This window comes from Burkholderia sp. MSMB1835 (genome assembly GCF_001526365.1).
In the GTDB taxonomy this organism is placed as follows: domain Bacteria; phylum Pseudomonadota; class Gammaproteobacteria; order Burkholderiales; family Burkholderiaceae; genus Burkholderia.
Genome location: NZ_LOYP01000059.1, coordinates 424,312 through 441,320, shown reverse-complemented (window position 1 = coordinate 441,320; position 17,009 = coordinate 424,312). Strand labels below are relative to the sequence as shown.

Genomic DNA, 17,009 nt, shown 5'->3' with positions numbered 1-17,009 from the left:
CTGCCTGCGGTATCGTGGCGACATCATCCGGCCGGGGTTGGGCGCCGGATCGCTCGCCGGGAGGCATCGAACATGGAGTTGAGACACCTCCGCTACTTCGTCGCGGTGGCCGAAGAGCGGAATTTCACGCGGGCGGCGGAACGGCTGCATATCGCGCAACCGCCGCTGAGCCGGCAGATCCAGCAGCTCGAGGAAGCGCTCGGCGTGTCGCTGTTCGAGCGCAACGCGCGGCCGCTGAAGCTGACCGACGCGGGGCGCTTCTTCTATTCGCACGCGGTGCAACTGCTCGCGCAGACCACCGAACTCGAATCGATGACGAAGCGGGTCGGCAAGATCGAGCGCAGCATGTCGGTCGGGTTCGTCGGCTCGACGCTGTACGGGATGCTGCCGAAGATCATCCGGCGGTTTCGCAGCGAATATCCGGCCGTCGAGCTGAGCCTGCACGAGATGTCGACGATGGACCAGATCAAGGCGCTGAAGGAAGGGCGCATCGACGTCGGGTTCGGGCGCATCCGCCACGAGGATCCGAGCGTGCGGCGCGTCGTGCTGCGCGAGGAGCGGATGATCGTCGCGCTGCCGGTCGGCCACGTGCTCGACAGCGCGAAGCCCGTGCTGTCGCTGCACGATCTCGTGAACGACACGCTGATCATCTTTCCGAAGGCGCCGCGCCCGAGCTACGCGGACCAGGTGCTCGCGGCCTTCCACGATCGCGCGCTGCAACCGCGCAGAATCTACGAGACGCGCGAATTGCAGATCGCGCTCGGCCTCGTCGCGATGGGCGAGGGCGTGTCGGTCGTGCCGCAGAGCGTGTACGGGCTGAAGCGCGACGACATCAGCTACAAGCCGCTCGACGATCCGAACCTCGTGTCGCCGATCATCATGAGCACGCGGGCGCTCGACGAATCCGAGGACATCCGCGCGATGCAGGCGCTGATCTACCGGTTGTACGACGAAGCGCAGATGGAGTATCTGCCGCCGCAGCCCGAATGAGCGCGTGGGTGGCAGGGGCTTGCTTGACGCTGCGCGCGCCGGCAGGCCACCATGGCTGGATTCGATGCGGCCGCCGACGCGCGGCCGCTTTCATGCAGACGACCGACACATGACCGATATCGTGACCGAGGAGACAACCGTCGAGACGCCGCAAGGGCGGCTCTTTGCGAAACGCTGGCGCGCGGGTCCGGCTACGGCGCGGCACGCGGCTGCGCCGATCGTGCTGCTGCACGATTCGCTCGGCTGCGTCGACCTGTGGCGCGACTTTCCCGCCCAGCTCGCGCGCGTGACGCAGCGCGACGTGATCGCCTACGACCGCCTCGGTTTCGGCCGTTCGGATCGCCATCCGGGCAAGCTCGACACGGCGTTCGTCCGCGACGAGGCCGACCGTGCGTTCGCCGCGGTACTGGAACGGCTCGGCGTCGATGCGTTCGTCGCCTTCGGGCACAGCGTCGGCGGCGGGATGGCGGTCGGGTGTGCGGCCGCGCATCCGGCGCGTTGCCGCGCGCTCGTGACGGTCGCCGCGCAGGCATTCGTCGAGGATCGCACGCTGGCCGGCATTCGCGACGCGGGGCGGCAGTTCGACGAGCCGGGGCAACTCGACCGGCTCGCGCGCTATCACGGCGACAAGGCCGAATGGGTGCTGCGCGCGTGGGTCGACACGTGGCTGTCGCCGGCGTTTCGCGACTGGACGCTCGACGACGACTTGCCGCGCGTGCAGTGCGCGACGCTCGCGATTCACGGCGAAGACGACGAATACGGATCCGACGTGCATCCGAAGCGGATCGCCGCGCGCGTCGCGGGGCCGTCGTCATTCCTGTTGCTCGCCCGCTGCGGACACATGCCGCACCGCGAGCGAACCGACGACGTGCTGGCCGCCGTCGCGACGTTCCTGCGCGACGCGCCCGCCTGAGCGCGCTCGCCATCGCCAGCGGGCGGGCGCCCGCCGGCCGTCAGAACGAAAGCTGGATCGCGAGATCGATCGCCAGCAGCGCGATCGAGCAGCCGATGCCGAGGATCACGTTCGGCAGGCGGTGCTCGAAATCGCGATGATCCTTGCGCATCGCGGCGCCGAGCAGGAAGATCGCCTCGACGACGATCTGCAGCCCGACGAACAGCAGCATCAGCAGATACTCGTAGCCCATCTGCTTGAACGCGACGAATTGCATCCCGTGATCGCGGATCCACTGGCCGACGCGCAGCAGTTCGTAGACGAACAGCAACGCAGGGAACAGGTAACTGACGATGTAGGTCGGCGCGGTGGCGTGCCGTAGTTCGAGGTGGAAGTGCTGATGCGTGGTAGCCATCACAACCCTCCTTGCAACGCATGATTGCGGTCGCGACGGCGGCGCGATCGCATGCATACGTCGGGTTTGCCCGATGCACAGTGCGCAGCCGTACGGCATCAGCATACTGCTGCGCGGAAAATTCCGCATGCGATGCGTGCGAGCGTCGTCGAAAGGTGTGTCCATCGCGCGACGCGTTCACTGCGCCGTACTCGCCGGGTGCGGTGCGCGATCGGGCCCTGTGGTGGCCGATGCGCTCGGCCGTAACCATTCCGGATGCTGCTCCATTTCGTCGGCCAATGCGCGCAGCGCGCGCGACGTGCGCGCGAATTGCGTCAGCGTATGGCGGACGTTCGATGTATCCGCACCCTTTTCCCGGAGCATGGCCTGCGCGGCCATGAATGCCTGTCGCGCGGTGCGCAGCGCGGCATGGGCCTGCGGCGCGAGCTCGGTATCGAGTCGGGCGAACAGCGCATCGGTGTTCGCGAGCGCGACGTTCAGGTTCGTGCCCATCCGGTCGAGCGGCAATCGGGAAAAAGTGCCGGCGATGTCGGCAATCTGATCGCGCAGCACGTCGAGCGTACCGGGTACGGTCGGCAACGCAATCGGCTCGCGGCTCGTGTCGACCGACGCGGGCGGCGCGTGCGGGAACATGTCGAGCGCGACATACGAGCGGTTGGCGATCGGGTTGCCGATGCGCAACTGGCCGCGCAAGCCGCGCGCGACGAGCGTGTGCAACAGCGCCTTGCCGGCATCGGAATCGCCGTTGCCGAGGACGGCGCGGTAGCGCTGACCGAGGCGATCGGGGTAGAGCGCCATCGTCACGCGCATCGTGACGTCGCCGCGTGTCGCGTCGTATTCGGTGCCGACGGCCGTCACGTTGCCCAGTTCGATCCCGCGAAAATCCACCGGCGCGCCGACCTCGAGGCCGCGCAGCGAGCGGTCGAAACGCATCACCACCGGCGCGGCCGGTGCATTCGGCGTGCGCATCGCGTCGATTTCGTCGTCGGCCACGCGAAAGCGCGCGCCGTCGGGCGCCGCGACGACCGACGTGCGTCCCGGCGGCGACGCGAACGCGAGTGCGCCGGCGAGCAGCGCGGCGATCGACGGCGTGCCGAGCTTCATGCCGCCCGCATCGAGCTGCAGGCCGAGGCCGCCGGCCTGCCACCAGCGCGCATCGGCATCGACGTAGCGATCGAACGGCGCGGCGACGAACACGTCGATCGATACACCGTGCCCGTCGGCGTCCAGCGCATACCCGGCGACCTGGCCGACACGTGCGCGCCGGTGATAGACCGGCGAGCCGATCGCGACCGAGCCGAGCGATGGGGCGCGCAACGTGAAGTGACGGCCGCCGCCTTCGGCGACCGGCGGTGCGTCGAGCCCGGCGAAGGCGGTGCGCGGTGCATGCGAACGGCCGACGGCCGCCGCGACGTATGCGCCCGAGCGCAGCGAATCGAGGCCGGATACGCCGTCGGGCCCGACGCGCGGCCGCACGATCCAGAAACGTGTGTCCGCCACGGCCAATGCGCGCGCGTCGGTGTCCAGCCGCACGTCGATCGTCACGCCCGGTTGCCCGCGTCGTGCGCGAACGCGCGTGACGCGGCCGACTTCGACATTGCGCAGCCGCAGCGTCGAGCGGCCGGCCTCCAGTCCGTCGGCGGTCGGGAACGCGATCGTGAGCGTCGGCCCGCGGCTGTCGAGCAACGACACGCCCCACGCGAGACAGCACGCGGCGGCCGCGAACGGCACGATCCAGACGATCGCCGCACGCGACCAGCGCGCACGCCACCGCGCGATCCGCGCCGACGTGCGCCCGCGGCGTTCAGTCGAATTGCGCGACGAGCGCATCGGCACCCTTGTCGATGCCGGTTTTTGCGGCGCCGAGCGCGCCGAAACTCGCGCCGATGTTCATCGCGTTCGGATACTGCTTCGTCACGTACGCGTTGATCAGCCGGTTCGTCGACGCATCGCGGATCTCCACCGCGTAGATCACCGAGCCCGTGAACGCGCCTTCGCGACCGCGGATCGCCTGCACGCCGTTGTAGACGTTCCCCGCGAGATCGAAATGCGCGAACGCACCGGCGAACGTCGTCGTCGTCACGGCGCCCGTCAGCGTCAGCTTTACGCGCAGCGTGTCGGCGCCTGGCGTGCCCGTCAGCTCGAAGCGCTTGCCGAGCTTCTTCGCGAACGTGTCGCCCATGTATGCGGCGAGCGTCGACTTGTCCTGTTCGGTCAGGTCACCGAACTGATGATCGGCGCCGCGATAGACGACCACCGGGTCGAGGATCAGCTTCCGGTACTTGTGCCAGTCCGCCGGCAGCGCGTAGCGGTAGGGCACGCGGCCGGATTTGTCCTGCGGATCGCTGCGCAGGTACGGCGACGATTCGATGCCGCTGTAGCGGGTGGGCTGAACGCCGGCGCATCCGGCGAGCGCGACGCACAGCGCGGCGTTGAGCAGGTGGCTGGGCTTGATCGTTCGGTTCATCTGACTCTCCGGGTCGGGTTTCGCGCCGGTCGGGCCGGTGCGAACGGGGTGTAACAAGGCGGCATTGCCGCTCGGGTTTATGAAAAAAACCAACCAGACGGTTTGTTTTTGGGGCGCAATACGGGCGATGAAACGGGGAAGCGACAGATCGTTCGACGGCGGTGAACGGCCGGGAAGTCGCGCCACACGGGCCTCGCGCCGCGTCATGCAATGCACGACGCGGTCCGTCATCCGGCCGGGGGCCGAGGCGGGAGCCGATCGTAGCACCGCCATTTCAGGATGTAAACCGACCAGGCGGTTTGTTTGTGATAGACTCCGCGCACTCGCTTCATGCGGCCGTGCCGGCGTGGCCCGGCCGCATCGCCTCATTCCATACCGGGGAAATTTCATGGATAACCCGACGCGTTCCGAGCGAACGCGCACTGCCGCGATCCAGGCGGCGCTCGCGATCCTCGAGCGCGACGGCCCGGGCAAGCTCACGTTCGATGCGATTTCGCGCGAAAGCGGGATCAGCAAGGGCGGGCTGATGCATCAGTTCCGCACGAAAGGCGATGTGCTGAACGCGCTGATGGAACATCAGCAGGACACCTACCAACGTTTCCAGCGCGACTATCTGGCCGCGCGCGATCCGGGCGAAGCGCAGCCGACGCTGGCCGCGCAGATCGCGACGATGCGCGAAGTGATCGACCAGCAGCCGTCCGCGGCGCTCGCGATCATGGCGGCGCTGGTCGAGGATCCCGCGCCGCTGCAGAAGGTGCGCGAGACCGATGCCGAGATCGTGAAGCGGATGACGGCCGAATCCGGCGATCCCGAGCTCGCGCTGCTGCGATGGAAAGCGGCGTGGGGGCTCGCGCTATCGGCGATGTTCGGGCTGTGTCCGCTGTCGGCCGACGAGCGCGCCCGGCTGTTCGACCGGCTGCTCGACGAGACGCAATGGCCGGCGGGCGGCGGCGATGCCGCGCCACGCGGTGCGCGGGCGGCGAAAACGCCGCGGAAAAAATGAAGCGCGCGTTCGTCGCATGCGGCGTGGCGGTCGCCCGTTTCGGGCGCTCGCTGCTCGCGGTCGTGCTCGGGCGCTTGTGAGTGCGTGGCGCGTACGCACGCATGCGAGCGTGCGTCAGCTTTTCGCTTCCGCGCCTTCGATGAACAGCTTCGCGACCGACTGAAACTCCCGTTTCAGCGACAGCCCCGGCACGGTCAACCAGCGCAGCATCGCCGCGAGATACAGGTGATGGAACCAGGTTGCGAGCTGATCGGCCCGCAGCGTGCGGTTCAGTTCGCCGGCCTGCTGCCCGGCGGCGATCAGTTGCTGCCACACCGATGCGATATCGCTGCCGTGCTCTCCCGCACGCTCCGGTTCGGCGGCGCCGATGCTCACGAAGCGGTGCCGCAGGTACGCGAGCAGGTACGCCGGATGTTGCTCGCACCACGCGGCCGACGCGTCGAGCACGCAGCCGATGCGCGACGCGAAGGTCTTGCGCCGCGCGACGTCGTGCTGCAGACGCGCGAGATCGCGCGCGAGTTCGCCTTCGAGCCAGTGCGCGAGCACGGCTTCCTTCGTCGGAAAGTGGTTGTACAGCGTGCGCTTCGCGACATCGGCCTGCGCGGCGATCTGCTCCATCGTGACGGCATCGTAGCCGTGCGTATCGAACAGGCGCGCGCCGGTCGCGGCGAGATGCGCGAGCATCTGGATGCGCTTGCGTGCGCGGCGGCCCGGATCGTCGGTCGGAATCGTCATGGCAGGGGATTGACTGAAAGTGTGCGGATTGCATTAGTATACGACGTGCACTTTTTTGAACCAACCTTTTCCGTCGTGCACGAGGAGCTTCCGCATGAAACTCGTCATCGCCACCTACGGCACCGAAGGCGACACGCGTCCGCTCGCGGCGCTGGGCCGCGCGCTGCTGGATGCCGGTCACGACGTCCGGCTGCTGGCCGATGCCGCGACGCTCGGCTCGGCCGCCGCGCTCGGCGTGCCGTCCGCGCCGCTGTCAGGCGATATCCGTCGCGCGATTGCGCCGCAAGGCGCGTTGGCCGATGCGGTGCGCGGGCGCGGCGGCTTCAACGATACGTCGAAGGCGCTCGCCGCGATCGCGAATGCGAACACGGCCGCATGGATGCGCGAAGTCGCGGACGCGTCGGCCGGGTGCGACGCGCTCCTCGTGTCGGGGCTCGCGTCGTTCGTCGGGTTGTCGGTTGCCGAGTATCGCCGCATACCGGCGATCGGCGCGGGCATGATCCCGATCACGCCGAGCGCCGCATTCGCGTCGCCGTTCCTGCCGCCGGGGAAGCTGCCGCGCTGGCTGAATCGCGCAAGCCATCGGCTCGTGAATGCGCTGCTGTGGCACGCGTTCAGGAAGTCGACCAATGCGGCGCGTGCGAGCGTGTGCGGATTGCCGCCGCGCAAGCGCGTGTGGACCGATCATCCGATGCTGTATGGCGTATCGCCGGCGCTGCTGTCCGGCCCGGCGGACTGGCCGGCGAACGTGCAAGCATGCGGCCAGTGGCGGATCGATGCGCGGGCGTGGGCGCCGCCGCCGGAACTGTCGGCGTTTCTCGACGCGGGCGAACCGCCCGTGTACATCGGGTTCGGCAGCATGGCCGGCTTCGATCCTGCGGCGATGGCCGCGGCGCTGACGCAGGCGCTGGCCGGCCGACGCGCGCTGTTCTATCCGGGCTGGAGCGGCGTCGATGCAGCGCTGCTGCCGGCGCACGTTCGCGTGATCGGCGACACGCCGCACGACTGGCTGTTCCCGCGCGTCGCGATGGCGATCCATCACGGCGGGTCGGGCACCACGCATTCGGCCGCGCGGGCCGGCATTCCGTCGGTGGTCGTGCCGTTCGCCGGCGATCAGTTTTTCTGGGCGGACCGGCTGCAACGGCTCGGTGTCGCGGCTGCGCCGGTCGCGGGGCGGCGCGTGGACGCCGCCGCGCTGGCGCGCGCGATCGCGTTTGCCGAACGGGGCGAGACGAAGGCGCGTGCGGCGCAACTCGGTGCGCGCCTCGCGCAAGAGGAGGGGTTGAAGCGAGCCGTCAGTGCGATCGAACGCTGGGTGCAACCGCGCGCGACGTGAGCGCGCGCACGGGCATCAGAAATGCCCGGTGAACCGGTAGCGGCTGCCCGGATGCCACAGATTCGCGACCGACGCGACCATCCCTTGCGACCACGTGCGCCGATGCAGCAGCAGGCATGGCTCGCGATCGTCCATCGTCAGGTGGCGGCGCGTTTCGGCGTCGGGCATCGCGGCCTCGATCCGGTATTCGACGCGCTGCAGCGGCGCGACGCGCGTCAGGTACTGGTTCGGCGTCGTGGTCGTGAAGTCCTGCAGCGCGTATTCGGGCGCGCAGGCCGGATTGACCCAGCGTTCCTCGAGCTGCACGGGCGTGTCGTTCTCGAAATGCAGCACGCGCGAATGGAAGATCGGGCTGCCGGTGTCGAGCTGCAGTTCGTCGGCGAGTTTCGCATCGGCGACGGCCGCGCCGACCTGCAGCACCTGCGCGCGATAGCCGTGGCCGCGCGCGGCGACTTCGTCGGAGATGCTGCGGATCGCGACGAGCGTCGATTCGTATTTCGGCGACGCGACATAGGTGCCGGAGCCGCGCGTGCGCGTGAGCACCTGTTCGGCCGTCAGCTCGCGCAGCGCGCGGTTGACGGTCATGCGCGCGACGTTGAATTCGCGCGCGAGCTCGTTCTCCGACGGCACCTGGTCGCCTTCCGCCCATTCGCCGGCATGAATGCGCGCGAGGATGAAGTCCTTGATTTCCTGATAGATCGGTGTGGTCATGGGATCGCGATTTCAGAGTCGGCAGCGGGCCGCCGCCGGATGCCGATCCGGCGCGCGCCCGGCGCCGAGTGTACCGGTTTCGCGGGCGCGCTGGCCCGGATGCCCCCGAATGATCCCCGTTCGGCCGGCGCGCGTCCATGCGGGATTGCACAGGGCGGCCGGCCTGCGGCGGGCCGCTTGCGGTCGGAATCGATGCCGGATGCCGATCGCCGGCATGCGCGCGGCGGCCGAACATCGCGTTTCGATAGGACTGCGTGCCATCGTTCAGGTCGAAGCCGGTTTCGACGCGAAACTGCGCATGCTGGCCGCCGCCGAGATCCTCGTTGCCGCTGCTCAGCCCGAAGACCGTATTCGACAGGCCGCTGCGTTGCAGCCACGCGATCCGCCGCGCGTGTCCGTGCGGACGCGTGTATTCGAATCGACGACAGGGGAGTGCGTGATGCGTGTCGCGCGCGGCGGCGGCGAAACGCCAGCCGGCGCTGCAACAGGCCGGTGGGGGAAGTCGATGCTGACGGCGAGGTCTAGACAACTTCCACACGCGTCCGCCGGCCTCCGTACGCGGCGAGAAAGCCGTCGTTCAGCCTTGCGTAATCAACAATTAATTGAAAATTAAGGAAAATTCTGCCGGCGATCCTATTCCGCCGACAATTAGAGATAAACACGGATTGCTGACCCCATCCCTGAAAAGGCAAAGTTGTATGTACAACTTGGGGCGTCGCCGGAACAGGCGATTCCCGGTTGCGAGGGTTCGCGGCGGGCAGCCGACCGAATCCGCCCCAGTTCGCCTCTGACAGGAACGCCATGAAGAAACTCGCGCTCAGTATTGCCCTCGTCTGCCTCGCGGTCGGTGCTCACGCCAAGGATTGGTCGACGATCCGCTTCGGCGTCGACGCCAGCTATCCGCCGTTCGAATCGAAGGACGCAAGCGGCAAGGTCGTCGGCTTCGACGTCGATCTCGGCAACGAGATCTGCGCGCGGCTGAAGGCGAAATGCGTGTGGATCGAGAACGACTTCGACGGGATGATCCCGGCGCTGAAGGCGAAGAAGTTCGACGGCGTGCTGTCGTCGATGTCGATGACGCCGGCGCGTGCCGAACAGATCGCGTTCTCCGACAAGCTGTTCAACACGCCGACGCGCCTCGTCGCGAAGAAGGGCGCTGGCTTGATGCCGACGGCCGAATCGCTGAAGGGCAAGTCGGTCGGCGTCGAGCAGGGCACGATCCAGGAAACCTACGCGAAGGCGTACTGGGCGCCGAAGGGCGTGCAGGTCGTGCCTTACCAGAACCAGGACGGCGTGTACCAGGACCTGATGTCGGGACGCCTCGACGCGGCGCTGCAGGACGCGGTGCAGGCCGACATCGGTTTCCTGAAGACGCCGCGCGGCGCGAACTTCCAGTTCGCAGGCGGCGACATCGACGATCCGAAGACGCTCGGCAACGGTGCGGGCATCGGCCTGCGCAAGGACGACGCCGACTTGAAGGCGAAGATCGATCGCGCGATCGCCGACATCATCAAGGACGGCACGTACAAGAAGCTCGAGAAGAAGTATTTCGCGTTCGACGTCTACGGCGGCTGACTGCCCATGCGGCGCGCCTCGCGTGCGGCGCGCCGCCTGCGTGGCCGGATGCCCCGCCCTTCGCGGCAGGCGTCCGCCTTGATGAGCAGACCGCATCACGTCGTGCGCAGAACTCGTTTGATGCGCGGTTAATGGCTATCGACAATCCAGCCACATCGTTCTGGATCCCTCACATGATCTTCCAAGGATTTGGCCCGCTGCTGTGGGCCGGCACGGTCGAGACCGTGAAGCTCGCGGTGCTGTCGCTTGCCGCGTCGCTGATACTGGGCCTCGCGGGCGCGGCCGCGAAACTGTCGGCCAACCGCGGGCTCAAGGCGGTCGGCACGTTCTATACGACGCTGATCCGCGCGGTGCCCGACCTCGTGCTGATGCTGCTGCTGTTCTACGGGATCCAGATCCTGCTGAACGACGTGACCGACCTGCTCGGCTGGAACCAGATCGACATCGACCCGTTCGTGGCCGGCGTCGTGACGCTCGGCTTCATCTACGGCGCGTACTTCACCGAGACGTTCCGCGGGGCGTTCCTCGCGGTGCCGCGCGGCCAGATCGAAGCCGGCTTCGCATACGGGATGAGCGGCTGGCGCGTGTTTTACCGGATCCTGTTCCCGCAGATGATGCGCTTCGCGCTGCCCGGCATCGGCAACAACTGGCAGGTGCTCGTGAAGGCCACCGCGCTCGTGTCGATCATCGGCCTCGCCGACGTCGTGAAGGCGTCGCAGGACGCGGGCAAGAGCACGCTCGATTTCTTCTTCTTCACGCTGGCCGCGGGCGCGATCTACCTCGCGATCACGACGGTGTCCAACGTCGTGCTGCATCACCTCGAGAAGCGTTATTCCGTCGGCGTCCGGAGGCTCGCACTGTGATCGAACTCGTTGGCCAGTACTGGCAAAGCTATCTCTATTCCGACGGCTACCGCTTCAGCGGCCTCGCGATCACGCTGTGGCTGCTGGTCGTGTCGATCGCGTTCGGTTTCGCGCTCGCCGTGCCGCTCGCGATCGCGCGGGCGTCGTCGAACCGCTGGATCTCGGGGCCCGTATGGCTCTATACGTACGTGTTCCGCGGCACGCCGCTCTACGTGCAACTGCTGATGTGCTACACGGGCATCTACAGCCTGCAGGTCGTGCACAACCACGTGCTGCTCGACACGTTCTTCCGCAATGCGATGAACTGCACGCTGCTCGCGTTCGTGCTGAACGAATGCGCGTATGCGACGGAGATCTTCGCGGGCGCGATCAAGGCGACGTCGGCCGGCGAGATCGAGGCCGGGATGGCCTACGGGATGTCGCGCTTCAAGCTGTATACGCGGATCATCCTGCCGTCCGCGCTGCGCCGCTCGCTGCCGAGCTACAGCAACGAAGTGATCCTGATGCTGCACGCGACGACGCTCGCGTTCACCGCGACCGTGCCCGACATCCTGAAGGTCACGCGCGACGTCAATTCGGCCACCTACATGTCGTTCCAGGCCTACGGCATCGCGGCCGTGCTGTACGCCGTCGTCGTGTTCGCGCTCATCTGGGCGTTCCGCAAGCTCGAGACGCGCTGGCTCGCGTACCTCGCGCCGCGCAGCCATTGACGCATTCACAAGATCCGCAACGAAGGACCCAGCATGTACAAGCTTACCGTTGACAACCTGCACAAGAAGTTCGGCGACAACGAGGTGTTGAAGGGCGTGTCGATGAAGGCGAAGGCCGGCGACGTGATCAGCATCATCGGCTCGAGCGGCTCCGGCAAGAGCACGTTCCTGCGCTGCATCAACTTTCTCGAACAGCCGTGCTCGGGGCAGATCACGATCGGCAGCGAGCCGATCCAGACCACGCGCGACCGCAACGGTTCGCTGCGCGTGGCCGACCAGAAGCAGCTGCAGCGGATGCGCACGAAGCTCGCGATGGTGTTCCAGCACTTCAACCTGTGGGCGCACATGACGGTGCTCGAGAACGTGATCGAAGCGCCGATGGCCGTGCTCGGCGTCGGCAAGGACGAGGCGATCGCGCGGGCGCGCAAGTATCTGGAGAAGGTCGGCCTCGCGCCGCGCGTCGAGGGCATGTATCCGTCGCACCTGTCGGGCGGCCAGCAGCAGCGTGTCGCGATTGCGCGGGCACTGGCGATGGAGCCGGAAGTGATGCTGTTCGACGAGCCGACCTCGGCGCTCGACCCGGAATTGGTCGGCGAAGTGTTGAAGGTGATGCAGAAGCTCGCCGAGGAAGGCCGCACGATGGTCGTCGTCACGCACGAGATGGGTTTCGCGCGCAACGTGTCGAATCACGTGATCTTCCTGCATCAGGGGCGGATCGAGGAAGAAGGCGATCCGCAACAGATTCTCGTGAACCCGCAGAGCGAGCGGCTCGGGCAGTTTCTGTCGGGGCGGTTGAAGTAAGAGACGGTTTCAAACGCCCCGTGAGACCGGTCTTGCGCGGCGTTCAGGCGAGCAGACGGCGCTCGAACGGGTAGTCGGACAGCAGTTCGAGCTGACCGTCGTCGCGCACGTACACCTGTTCCTCGAGCTTCACGCCCTCGCCGCCGTCCTCATGGCCGATGTAGCTCTCGATGCATAGCGTCATGCCGGGTTCGATCACGCCGTCATAGCCCTTTGCATCGTTGTCCTCGCGATGGCAGATGTACGGGTATTCGCCCGTCATCCCGACGCCGTGGGCCAGCGCGAAATAGCGGCGTGCGCGGTACGGTTGCGGAATCTGCCACGCCTTCGCGATGAATTCCTGGAACGTGGTGCCGGCCTTTACGTTTTCCATGTTCGTGTGAATCTGCTCATAGGCGAGGCGGTATAGCGTCTTTTGCGCGGTGGACGCGGGGCCGTCGCCACATAGAAAAGTGCGGGAGAAATCCGCGTAGTAGCCGAAGCGTCCCACCACGTCGGTGTCGAGCCCGACCAGCTCTCCCGCCTGGATCTTGCGGGGGCTGCTTTCCTGGAACCATGGATTCGTGCGCGGGCCCGAGCTTATCAGGCGGGTTTCGACGTAGTCGCCGTCGGTCTCGATCACATGCTGATGCAGGTGCGACCACAGCTCGTTCTCGCTGATGCCGGGCACGAGGGCGGCTTCGAGCTTGTGCACACCCGCTTCCGCCGCGCGCAGCGACGCACGGATCATCTTGATCTCATTCTTCACCTTGATTGCACGGGCGCGTTCGAGCGGTTCCTGGGCGTCCGAAAGCGCGTAGCCGCGCGCTTGCAACGCAAATGCGGCCGCCGATGTCGCGCTTTCGATCGCGATCCGCTTGCCGCCGCCGCATGCGCGAACCAGATCATCGATCTCGTCCGCCCAGCGCTCGGTGGTCTGACGCAGCATGTCGTCACAAAAATAGTATGAAATCGCGGTGGCCGGCCGGACTTCGTCCACGATATCGAGTCCGTCGGCCAGGAATTCGCACCCTGCGTATTCGAACAGCACCACCTTTCCCTCGGCCGGCACGAATAGATAGCGTGCGGGATTACGCATCGAATACACCTGCATGTTGCGCGAACCGGTTGCATATCGCATGTGAGTGGGGTCGAACAGGATCGCGGCAGTCAGGTCGCGTTTCTTCAGTTCCCGCCGAACAGAGGCAAGCCGGTCGCGCTGGATCTGGGCGATTTCGTCGGCGGTTGGCTCGCAATCTTCCGGGCGGTGAGTCGGTCGAAGCATCGTCATGATGGTAAGGGGAACGTTATGGGTATCAGTACAACGAAATAGTGGGATGGGTTGACCCACCGCGAACACACATTGTCAGTCGACCAGGTTGTCCGCGCGGACCAGCGTCTGTTCGGCTTCCAGGTGCATTTCCGATACGCGGCCGTACAGCTGGCGGGTGCGCTCGAGTCGGCCGATCACGCCGGGCTTTTTCGAATAGGCGAAGATCGTCGTGTGGCGATCGATGTCGCCGCGTACCTGGGTCACGCGGTGCAGCGAGAAACGCCCCTTGAACAGTTGCAGATCCCCCGGCTGCAGCGTAATCACGCTGATCGGCGTGCGCGTCTCTCCGCGCACCACGGCGCCGACCGCATCGTAGTTTTCGCCTTCGGGCGACCGGATGTTCGGGCAGTACTCGAAATCGCCGCCTGCCGTGGGCTGCTGCGTCATCATCGACACGATGAATTCGTTGGTGTCGTAGTGCCACGGCTGCTCGGTGCCGGGCGGCATGACGTTCTGAACCAGCCCGGCGTACGGGTCCGCGTATTCCCAGATCTGCGTTTCGCCGAGGCACGCGGCGACGAATTGCTTCATCGCACGCGCCACGTAGATCCGGTGAACGATTGCATCGGCCGGAATCACGTCGCGCGTGACGAAGCCGCTCGTGCGATCCATGAAGATACGACGCGGGTCCGCGGCGGGCAGCGACGGATCGTCGGCGGTGAAATACGCATTGACCTTGCGGCGCGAGAAATAGGTTTTTTTCGCGAAGCCGAGCCCTTCGACGCGCGCCTGTTCCAGTGCGGCGGGGCGCAGGAAGCCGCTCAGTACCGCGCTGCCGCTGCGGGTCAGCTGGGCCCGGCAAGTTGCGACCAGGTCGCGCATGCGGGCGTGCCCGGGTTCATGCAACGGATAGCGGTCGGTATCGACGATATCGCTCAGATCGGTACATTCTGCGTCGGCGAGAGGCGGGCTTGCTTGCACGGTTGGCTCCAGTTTCGAGGGATGAGGCGTTTGTGGCCTGAATTGTTTTCGACAACAATCGGCCTATCGATGCGCCCATGATTCGATCGACAAATTCCCTTGCAAAACGAGTAATTTCGATGACTGATATCAGCGAACCCGATTGGTCTCAACTCAGCTCGCTCGACGGAGAACTCGTGCGTGCGTTCATCACGGTGGTCGACAGCGGCGGCGTGACCGCGGCTGCCCGGCAGATGCACCGCACGCAATCGACGATCAGCCTGCGCATCCGAACGCTCGAAGAGCGGCTGGAAACGCACCTGTTTTTGCGCGACAGTCGCCGTCTGGCATTGTCGAGAGACGGGGAAAATTTCCTGATTCATGCGCGTCGCATCATTCAGGTGCAGAACGAAGCGATCGCCGCACTGAAACGCACGGGCGGTCATGGCGTGATTCGCTTCGGCTTGCCCGAGGATTACGCGGAGCTCTGGTTGCCCGATCTGCTCGGAAAGTTCTATCGGCTACGGCCCGATGCGCGTCCGCATATCGATTGCCGAATGTCGCTGGAGCTGATCGAGCGCCTGCAGGCGGGCGAACTCGACCTGGCACTGGTCATCAGGCACAACGCCCAAAGCGGCGGTCGTCATCTCGGCCGCGAGGACGTGGTGTGGGCCGCGCATCGCGATTTCGTGTTACCGGATGGCGCGTCCGTGCCGCTCGCGCTGTTTCCGGAAACCTGCTGCTACCGTCAGCGCGGACTCGCGGCACTGGCGGCACTCGGGCGGCCGTATCACGTGATCTACACGAGCCAGAGCCCGACCGGTATCAAGGTCGCCGTCAATCACGGTGCGGCGGTGACGATCATCGACCGCTGCACGCTGCCCGCGAACTGGCGCGTGCTGGGCATGGAAGACGGCTTGCCGGCGCTGCCGCCCGCGGATCTCGAGCTGCTCCGTTCCCCCGGCACTTGCAATCCGGCCGCCGACGATCTGGCCCTGCTGATCGAGACGATGGTCGAGGAACGCCGCCGCGCGGCGAGCGCATCGTCGCCCGCCTGAACGATTACGCATCGCATCCGGCAGCCTTCGGTGAGCCGGGCCAGACGCAACGACGCGATCATTCGGCCTCTCCGATGGTCCCTATCGGAATTCCTCGCTGTCAAAAGGAAATTGGCGCAATAACTATATCGGCAAGCGAACGGATGACCGTTGCCGCGAATGCCGATGCCCGCGCGATCGTGCCCGCCGGTTCCAGCGGCCGCCCGATGCCCCGCCCAAGTTCCTTCTCCATCCCATAGGAGCCCTTATCATGATCCTGTCGTTGCTTGCCCGCTTGCTCATTGTCGCCATGCGACGCCCGGTACTGGGGCGGCTCATGCTTGTCGTCGCGCTATCGATTTCAGCGTCGGCGCACGCCGCTGGCAATGGAACGATTGCGATCGGAGTGAACAACTGGGCCGAGAATATCGCGGTCGCGAATCTGTGGAAGGCGCTCCTTGCGGAAAAAGGCTACGACGTCACGCTGCAGTCCGGCGACAAGGCGATCATCTATAACGGCGTCGCGCAGGGCAAGCTCGATCTGACGTTCGAAGTCTGGCTGCCGTCTGCGGATGGCCCGCCGTACGACGCGATCAAATCGCGCGTCGAGAAGATCGGTCCGTGGTTTCCCCGCGCCCAGCTCGGCCTCGCGGTGCCCGATTACGTCGAGATCGACAGCATCGATCAGTTGAACGCACATGCAGCAGCGTTCAGCCACGACGGCAAGCCGACGATTTTCGGTATCGAGCCTGGCAGTGGCTTGATGAAACTGACGGGCGAGGCGCGCAGCGCGTATGCGCTCGACGCAACCGTGCTGCCGTCGTCGGAGGCTGCAATGTTACTCGCGCTGGAGCGCGCGCAAAAGCGTCGCCAGCCGATCGTCGTCACGCTGTGGAATCCGCACTGGGTGTGGGCGAAGTATCCGATGCACTACCTGAAAGACCCGAAGCAGGTATTCGGTCAACCCGATGCGATCTATGCGATCACGAAGGCCGGTTTCGGTCATACGCGTCCGGATGTCGCGCGCTGGCTCGGCGCATGGAAGATGGACGACCAGACACTCGGGTCGCTGATGAACGATATCCGTGCCGCCGGTGAATCGGATCCGCAGAAGGGTGTCGCGCGATGGATCGCGTCGAATCGCACCCGGGTGAGCGAATGGCTACGCTGACAGACGGTTTCATGAAGATTGCTCCGTATGCCCAAAGGTATTCGGGCCTTTTGAAACCCTCTCCGAGCGCGCGTGCGGGTTGCGGCACCTC

18 protein-coding genes are annotated in these 17,009 nt (G+C 66.1%); 11 read left to right on the top strand and 7 right to left on the bottom strand.

Annotated features, from left to right (window positions below; translation table 11 throughout):
- Positions 1–72 precede the first annotated feature (72 nt).
- Both WS96_RS31340 and WS96_RS31335 read left to right on the top strand, forming a co-directional pair.
- On the top strand, positions 73–990 hold the full coding sequence (locus tag WS96_RS31340) for a LysR family transcriptional regulator (protein ID WP_059837767.1): 918 nt from the start codon (positions 73–75) through the stop codon (positions 988–990).
- Between the two features lie 109 nt (positions 991–1,099).
- On the top strand, positions 1,100–1,903 hold the full coding sequence (locus WS96_RS31335; RefSeq protein WP_059837765.1) for an alpha/beta fold hydrolase: 804 nt from the start codon (positions 1,100–1,102) through the stop codon (positions 1,901–1,903).
- A 40-nt stretch (positions 1,904–1,943) separates the two neighbouring features.
- Here the strand turns inward: WS96_RS31335 and WS96_RS31330 are convergent, their stop codons facing one another.
- The 3 genes from WS96_RS31330 to WS96_RS31320 all read right to left on the bottom strand — a co-directional run bounded on the left by WS96_RS31330 (position 1,944) and on the right by WS96_RS31320 (position 4,764).
- Complete coding sequence (locus tag WS96_RS31330; protein WP_059504137.1) at positions 1,944–2,297, bottom strand: hypothetical protein; 354 nt, start codon at positions 2,295–2,297, stop codon at positions 1,944–1,946.
- A gap of 177 nt (positions 2,298–2,474) precedes the next feature.
- Entirely contained in the window at positions 2,475–4,127 is a 1,653-nt protein-coding gene (locus tag WS96_RS31325) for a PqiB family protein (protein ID WP_082720405.1), read from the bottom strand.
- Positions 4,102–4,764 carry a DUF3313 domain-containing protein gene (locus WS96_RS31320; RefSeq protein ID WP_059837764.1) on the bottom strand — a complete coding sequence of 221 codons (663 nt, stop codon included), beginning with the start codon at positions 4,762–4,764 and terminating at the stop codon, positions 4,102–4,104. Before WS96_RS31320 ends, WS96_RS31325 begins: the two co-directional genes overlap by 26 nt.
- Positions 4,765–5,152: 388 nt before the next feature.
- Between WS96_RS31320 and WS96_RS31315 the strand changes: the two genes are divergently transcribed.
- Positions 5,153–5,767 carry a TetR family transcriptional regulator gene (locus tag WS96_RS31315; protein ID WP_059823957.1) on the top strand — a complete coding sequence of 205 codons (615 nt, stop codon included), beginning with the start codon at positions 5,153–5,155 and terminating at the stop codon, positions 5,765–5,767.
- A gap of 114 nt (positions 5,768–5,881) precedes the next feature.
- Here WS96_RS31315 and WS96_RS31310 read toward each other — a convergent pair whose 3' ends face one another.
- The gene (locus tag WS96_RS31310; protein WP_059837762.1) at positions 5,882–6,502 is read right to left on the bottom strand and encodes a TetR/AcrR family transcriptional regulator; all 621 of its coding nucleotides are present in this window, start codon (positions 6,500–6,502) and stop codon (positions 5,882–5,884) included.
- 94 nt (positions 6,503–6,596) lie between these two features.
- On the opposite strand from WS96_RS31310, the gene WS96_RS31305 reads away from it, so the two are divergent.
- Positions 6,597–7,838, top strand: a complete 1,242-nt coding sequence (locus WS96_RS31305) for a glycosyltransferase (RefSeq protein ID WP_059837759.1) — start codon at positions 6,597–6,599, stop codon at positions 7,836–7,838.
- 15 nt (positions 7,839–7,853) lie between these two features.
- Here WS96_RS31305 and hutC read toward each other — a convergent pair whose 3' ends face one another.
- On the bottom strand, positions 7,854–8,549 hold the full coding sequence (gene hutC, locus WS96_RS31300) for a histidine utilization repressor (protein WP_034205366.1): 696 nt from the start codon (positions 8,547–8,549) through the stop codon (positions 7,854–7,856).
- A gap of 199 nt (positions 8,550–8,748) precedes the next feature.
- On the opposite strand from hutC, the gene WS96_RS33950 reads away from it, so the two are divergent.
- The 5 genes from WS96_RS33950 (at position 8,749) to WS96_RS31280 (ending at position 12,498) form a co-directional block, all read left to right on the top strand.
- The gene (locus WS96_RS33950) at positions 8,749–9,162 is read left to right on the top strand and encodes a hypothetical protein (protein ID WP_156443716.1); all 414 of its coding nucleotides are present in this window, start codon (positions 8,749–8,751) and stop codon (positions 9,160–9,162) included.
- Between the two features lie 188 nt (positions 9,163–9,350).
- Positions 9,351–10,124, top strand: coding sequence for an ABC transporter substrate-binding protein (locus WS96_RS31295; protein WP_059837757.1), 774 nt, complete (start codon positions 9,351–9,353; stop codon positions 10,122–10,124).
- A 173-nt stretch (positions 10,125–10,297) separates the two neighbouring features.
- A complete protein-coding gene (locus tag WS96_RS31290) occupies positions 10,298–10,987 on the top strand; it encodes an ABC transporter permease (protein WP_059837755.1) in 690 nt (229 codons plus the stop codon).
- Positions 10,984–11,697 (top strand): ABC transporter permease, encoded by a 714-nt coding sequence (locus tag WS96_RS31285; RefSeq protein WP_059789322.1) that lies wholly within the window; start codon positions 10,984–10,986, stop codon positions 11,695–11,697. Before WS96_RS31290 ends, WS96_RS31285 begins: the two co-directional genes overlap by 4 nt.
- 33 nt (positions 11,698–11,730) lie before the next feature.
- A complete protein-coding gene (locus WS96_RS31280) occupies positions 11,731–12,498 on the top strand; it encodes an ABC transporter ATP-binding protein (protein WP_059837753.1) in 768 nt (255 codons plus the stop codon).
- A 43-nt stretch (positions 12,499–12,541) separates the two neighbouring features.
- Here WS96_RS31280 and WS96_RS31275 read toward each other — a convergent pair whose 3' ends face one another.
- Together WS96_RS31275 and WS96_RS31270 are read right to left on the bottom strand one after the other, a co-directional pair.
- The gene (locus WS96_RS31275; RefSeq protein WP_059837751.1) at positions 12,542–13,768 is read right to left on the bottom strand and encodes a M24 family metallopeptidase; all 1,227 of its coding nucleotides are present in this window, start codon (positions 13,766–13,768) and stop codon (positions 12,542–12,544) included.
- Positions 13,769–13,843: 75 nt separating this feature from the next.
- Positions 13,844–14,632 (bottom strand): HalD/BesD family halogenase, encoded by a 789-nt coding sequence (locus WS96_RS31270; protein WP_218920994.1) that lies wholly within the window; start codon positions 14,630–14,632, stop codon positions 13,844–13,846.
- Between the two features lie 218 nt (positions 14,633–14,850).
- Between WS96_RS31270 and WS96_RS31265 the strand changes: the two genes are divergently transcribed.
- Both WS96_RS31265 and WS96_RS31260 read left to right on the top strand, forming a co-directional pair.
- A complete protein-coding gene (locus WS96_RS31265) occupies positions 14,851–15,768 on the top strand; it encodes a LysR substrate-binding domain-containing protein (RefSeq protein WP_059837747.1) in 918 nt (305 codons plus the stop codon).
- A gap of 250 nt (positions 15,769–16,018) precedes the next feature.
- Positions 16,019–16,918, top strand: a complete 900-nt coding sequence (locus tag WS96_RS31260) for a glycine betaine ABC transporter substrate-binding protein (protein WP_257128087.1) — start codon at positions 16,019–16,021, stop codon at positions 16,916–16,918.
- The last annotated feature ends 91 nt before the right edge of the window (positions 16,919–17,009 follow it).

Bases quoted from the DNA above. Each gene is read 5' to 3' on its own strand.
- WS96_RS31340 (WP_059837767.1), top strand. From the start codon at position 73: ATGGAGTTGAGACACCTCCGCTACTTCGTCGCGGTGGCCGAAGAGCGG.
- WS96_RS31335 (WP_059837765.1), top strand. From the start codon at position 1,100: ATGACCGATATCGTGACCGAGGAGACAACCGTCGAGACGCCGCAAGGG.
- WS96_RS31330 (WP_059504137.1), bottom strand. From the start codon at position 2,297: ATGGCTACCACGCATCAGCACTTCCACCTCGAACTACGGCACGCCACC.
- WS96_RS31325 (WP_082720405.1), bottom strand. From the start codon at position 4,127: ATGCGCTCGTCGCGCAATTCGACTGAACGCCGCGGGCGCACGTCGGCG.
- WS96_RS31320 (WP_059837764.1), bottom strand. From the start codon at position 4,764: ATGAACCGAACGATCAAGCCCAGCCACCTGCTCAACGCCGCGCTGTGC.
- WS96_RS31315 (WP_059823957.1), top strand. From the start codon at position 5,153: ATGGATAACCCGACGCGTTCCGAGCGAACGCGCACTGCCGCGATCCAG.
- WS96_RS31310 (WP_059837762.1), bottom strand. From the start codon at position 6,502: ATGACGATTCCGACCGACGATCCGGGCCGCCGCGCACGCAAGCGCATC.
- WS96_RS31305 (WP_059837759.1), top strand. From the start codon at position 6,597: ATGAAACTCGTCATCGCCACCTACGGCACCGAAGGCGACACGCGTCCG.
- hutC (WP_034205366.1), bottom strand. From the start codon at position 8,549: ATGACCACACCGATCTATCAGGAAATCAAGGACTTCATCCTCGCGCGC.
- WS96_RS33950 (WP_156443716.1), top strand. From the start codon at position 8,749: ATGCCGATCGCCGGCATGCGCGCGGCGGCCGAACATCGCGTTTCGATA.
- WS96_RS31295 (WP_059837757.1), top strand. From the start codon at position 9,351: ATGAAGAAACTCGCGCTCAGTATTGCCCTCGTCTGCCTCGCGGTCGGT.
- WS96_RS31290 (WP_059837755.1), top strand. From the start codon at position 10,298: ATGATCTTCCAAGGATTTGGCCCGCTGCTGTGGGCCGGCACGGTCGAG.
- WS96_RS31280 (WP_059837753.1), top strand. From the start codon at position 11,731: ATGTACAAGCTTACCGTTGACAACCTGCACAAGAAGTTCGGCGACAAC.
- WS96_RS31275 (WP_059837751.1), bottom strand. From the start codon at position 13,768: ATGACGATGCTTCGACCGACTCACCGCCCGGAAGATTGCGAGCCAACC.
- WS96_RS31270 (WP_218920994.1), bottom strand. From the start codon at position 14,632: ATGCGCGACCTGGTCGCAACTTGCCGGGCCCAGCTGACCCGCAGCGGC.
- WS96_RS31265 (WP_059837747.1), top strand. From the start codon at position 14,851: ATGACTGATATCAGCGAACCCGATTGGTCTCAACTCAGCTCGCTCGAC.
- WS96_RS31260 (WP_257128087.1), top strand. From the start codon at position 16,019: ATGATCCTGTCGTTGCTTGCCCGCTTGCTCATTGTCGCCATGCGACGC.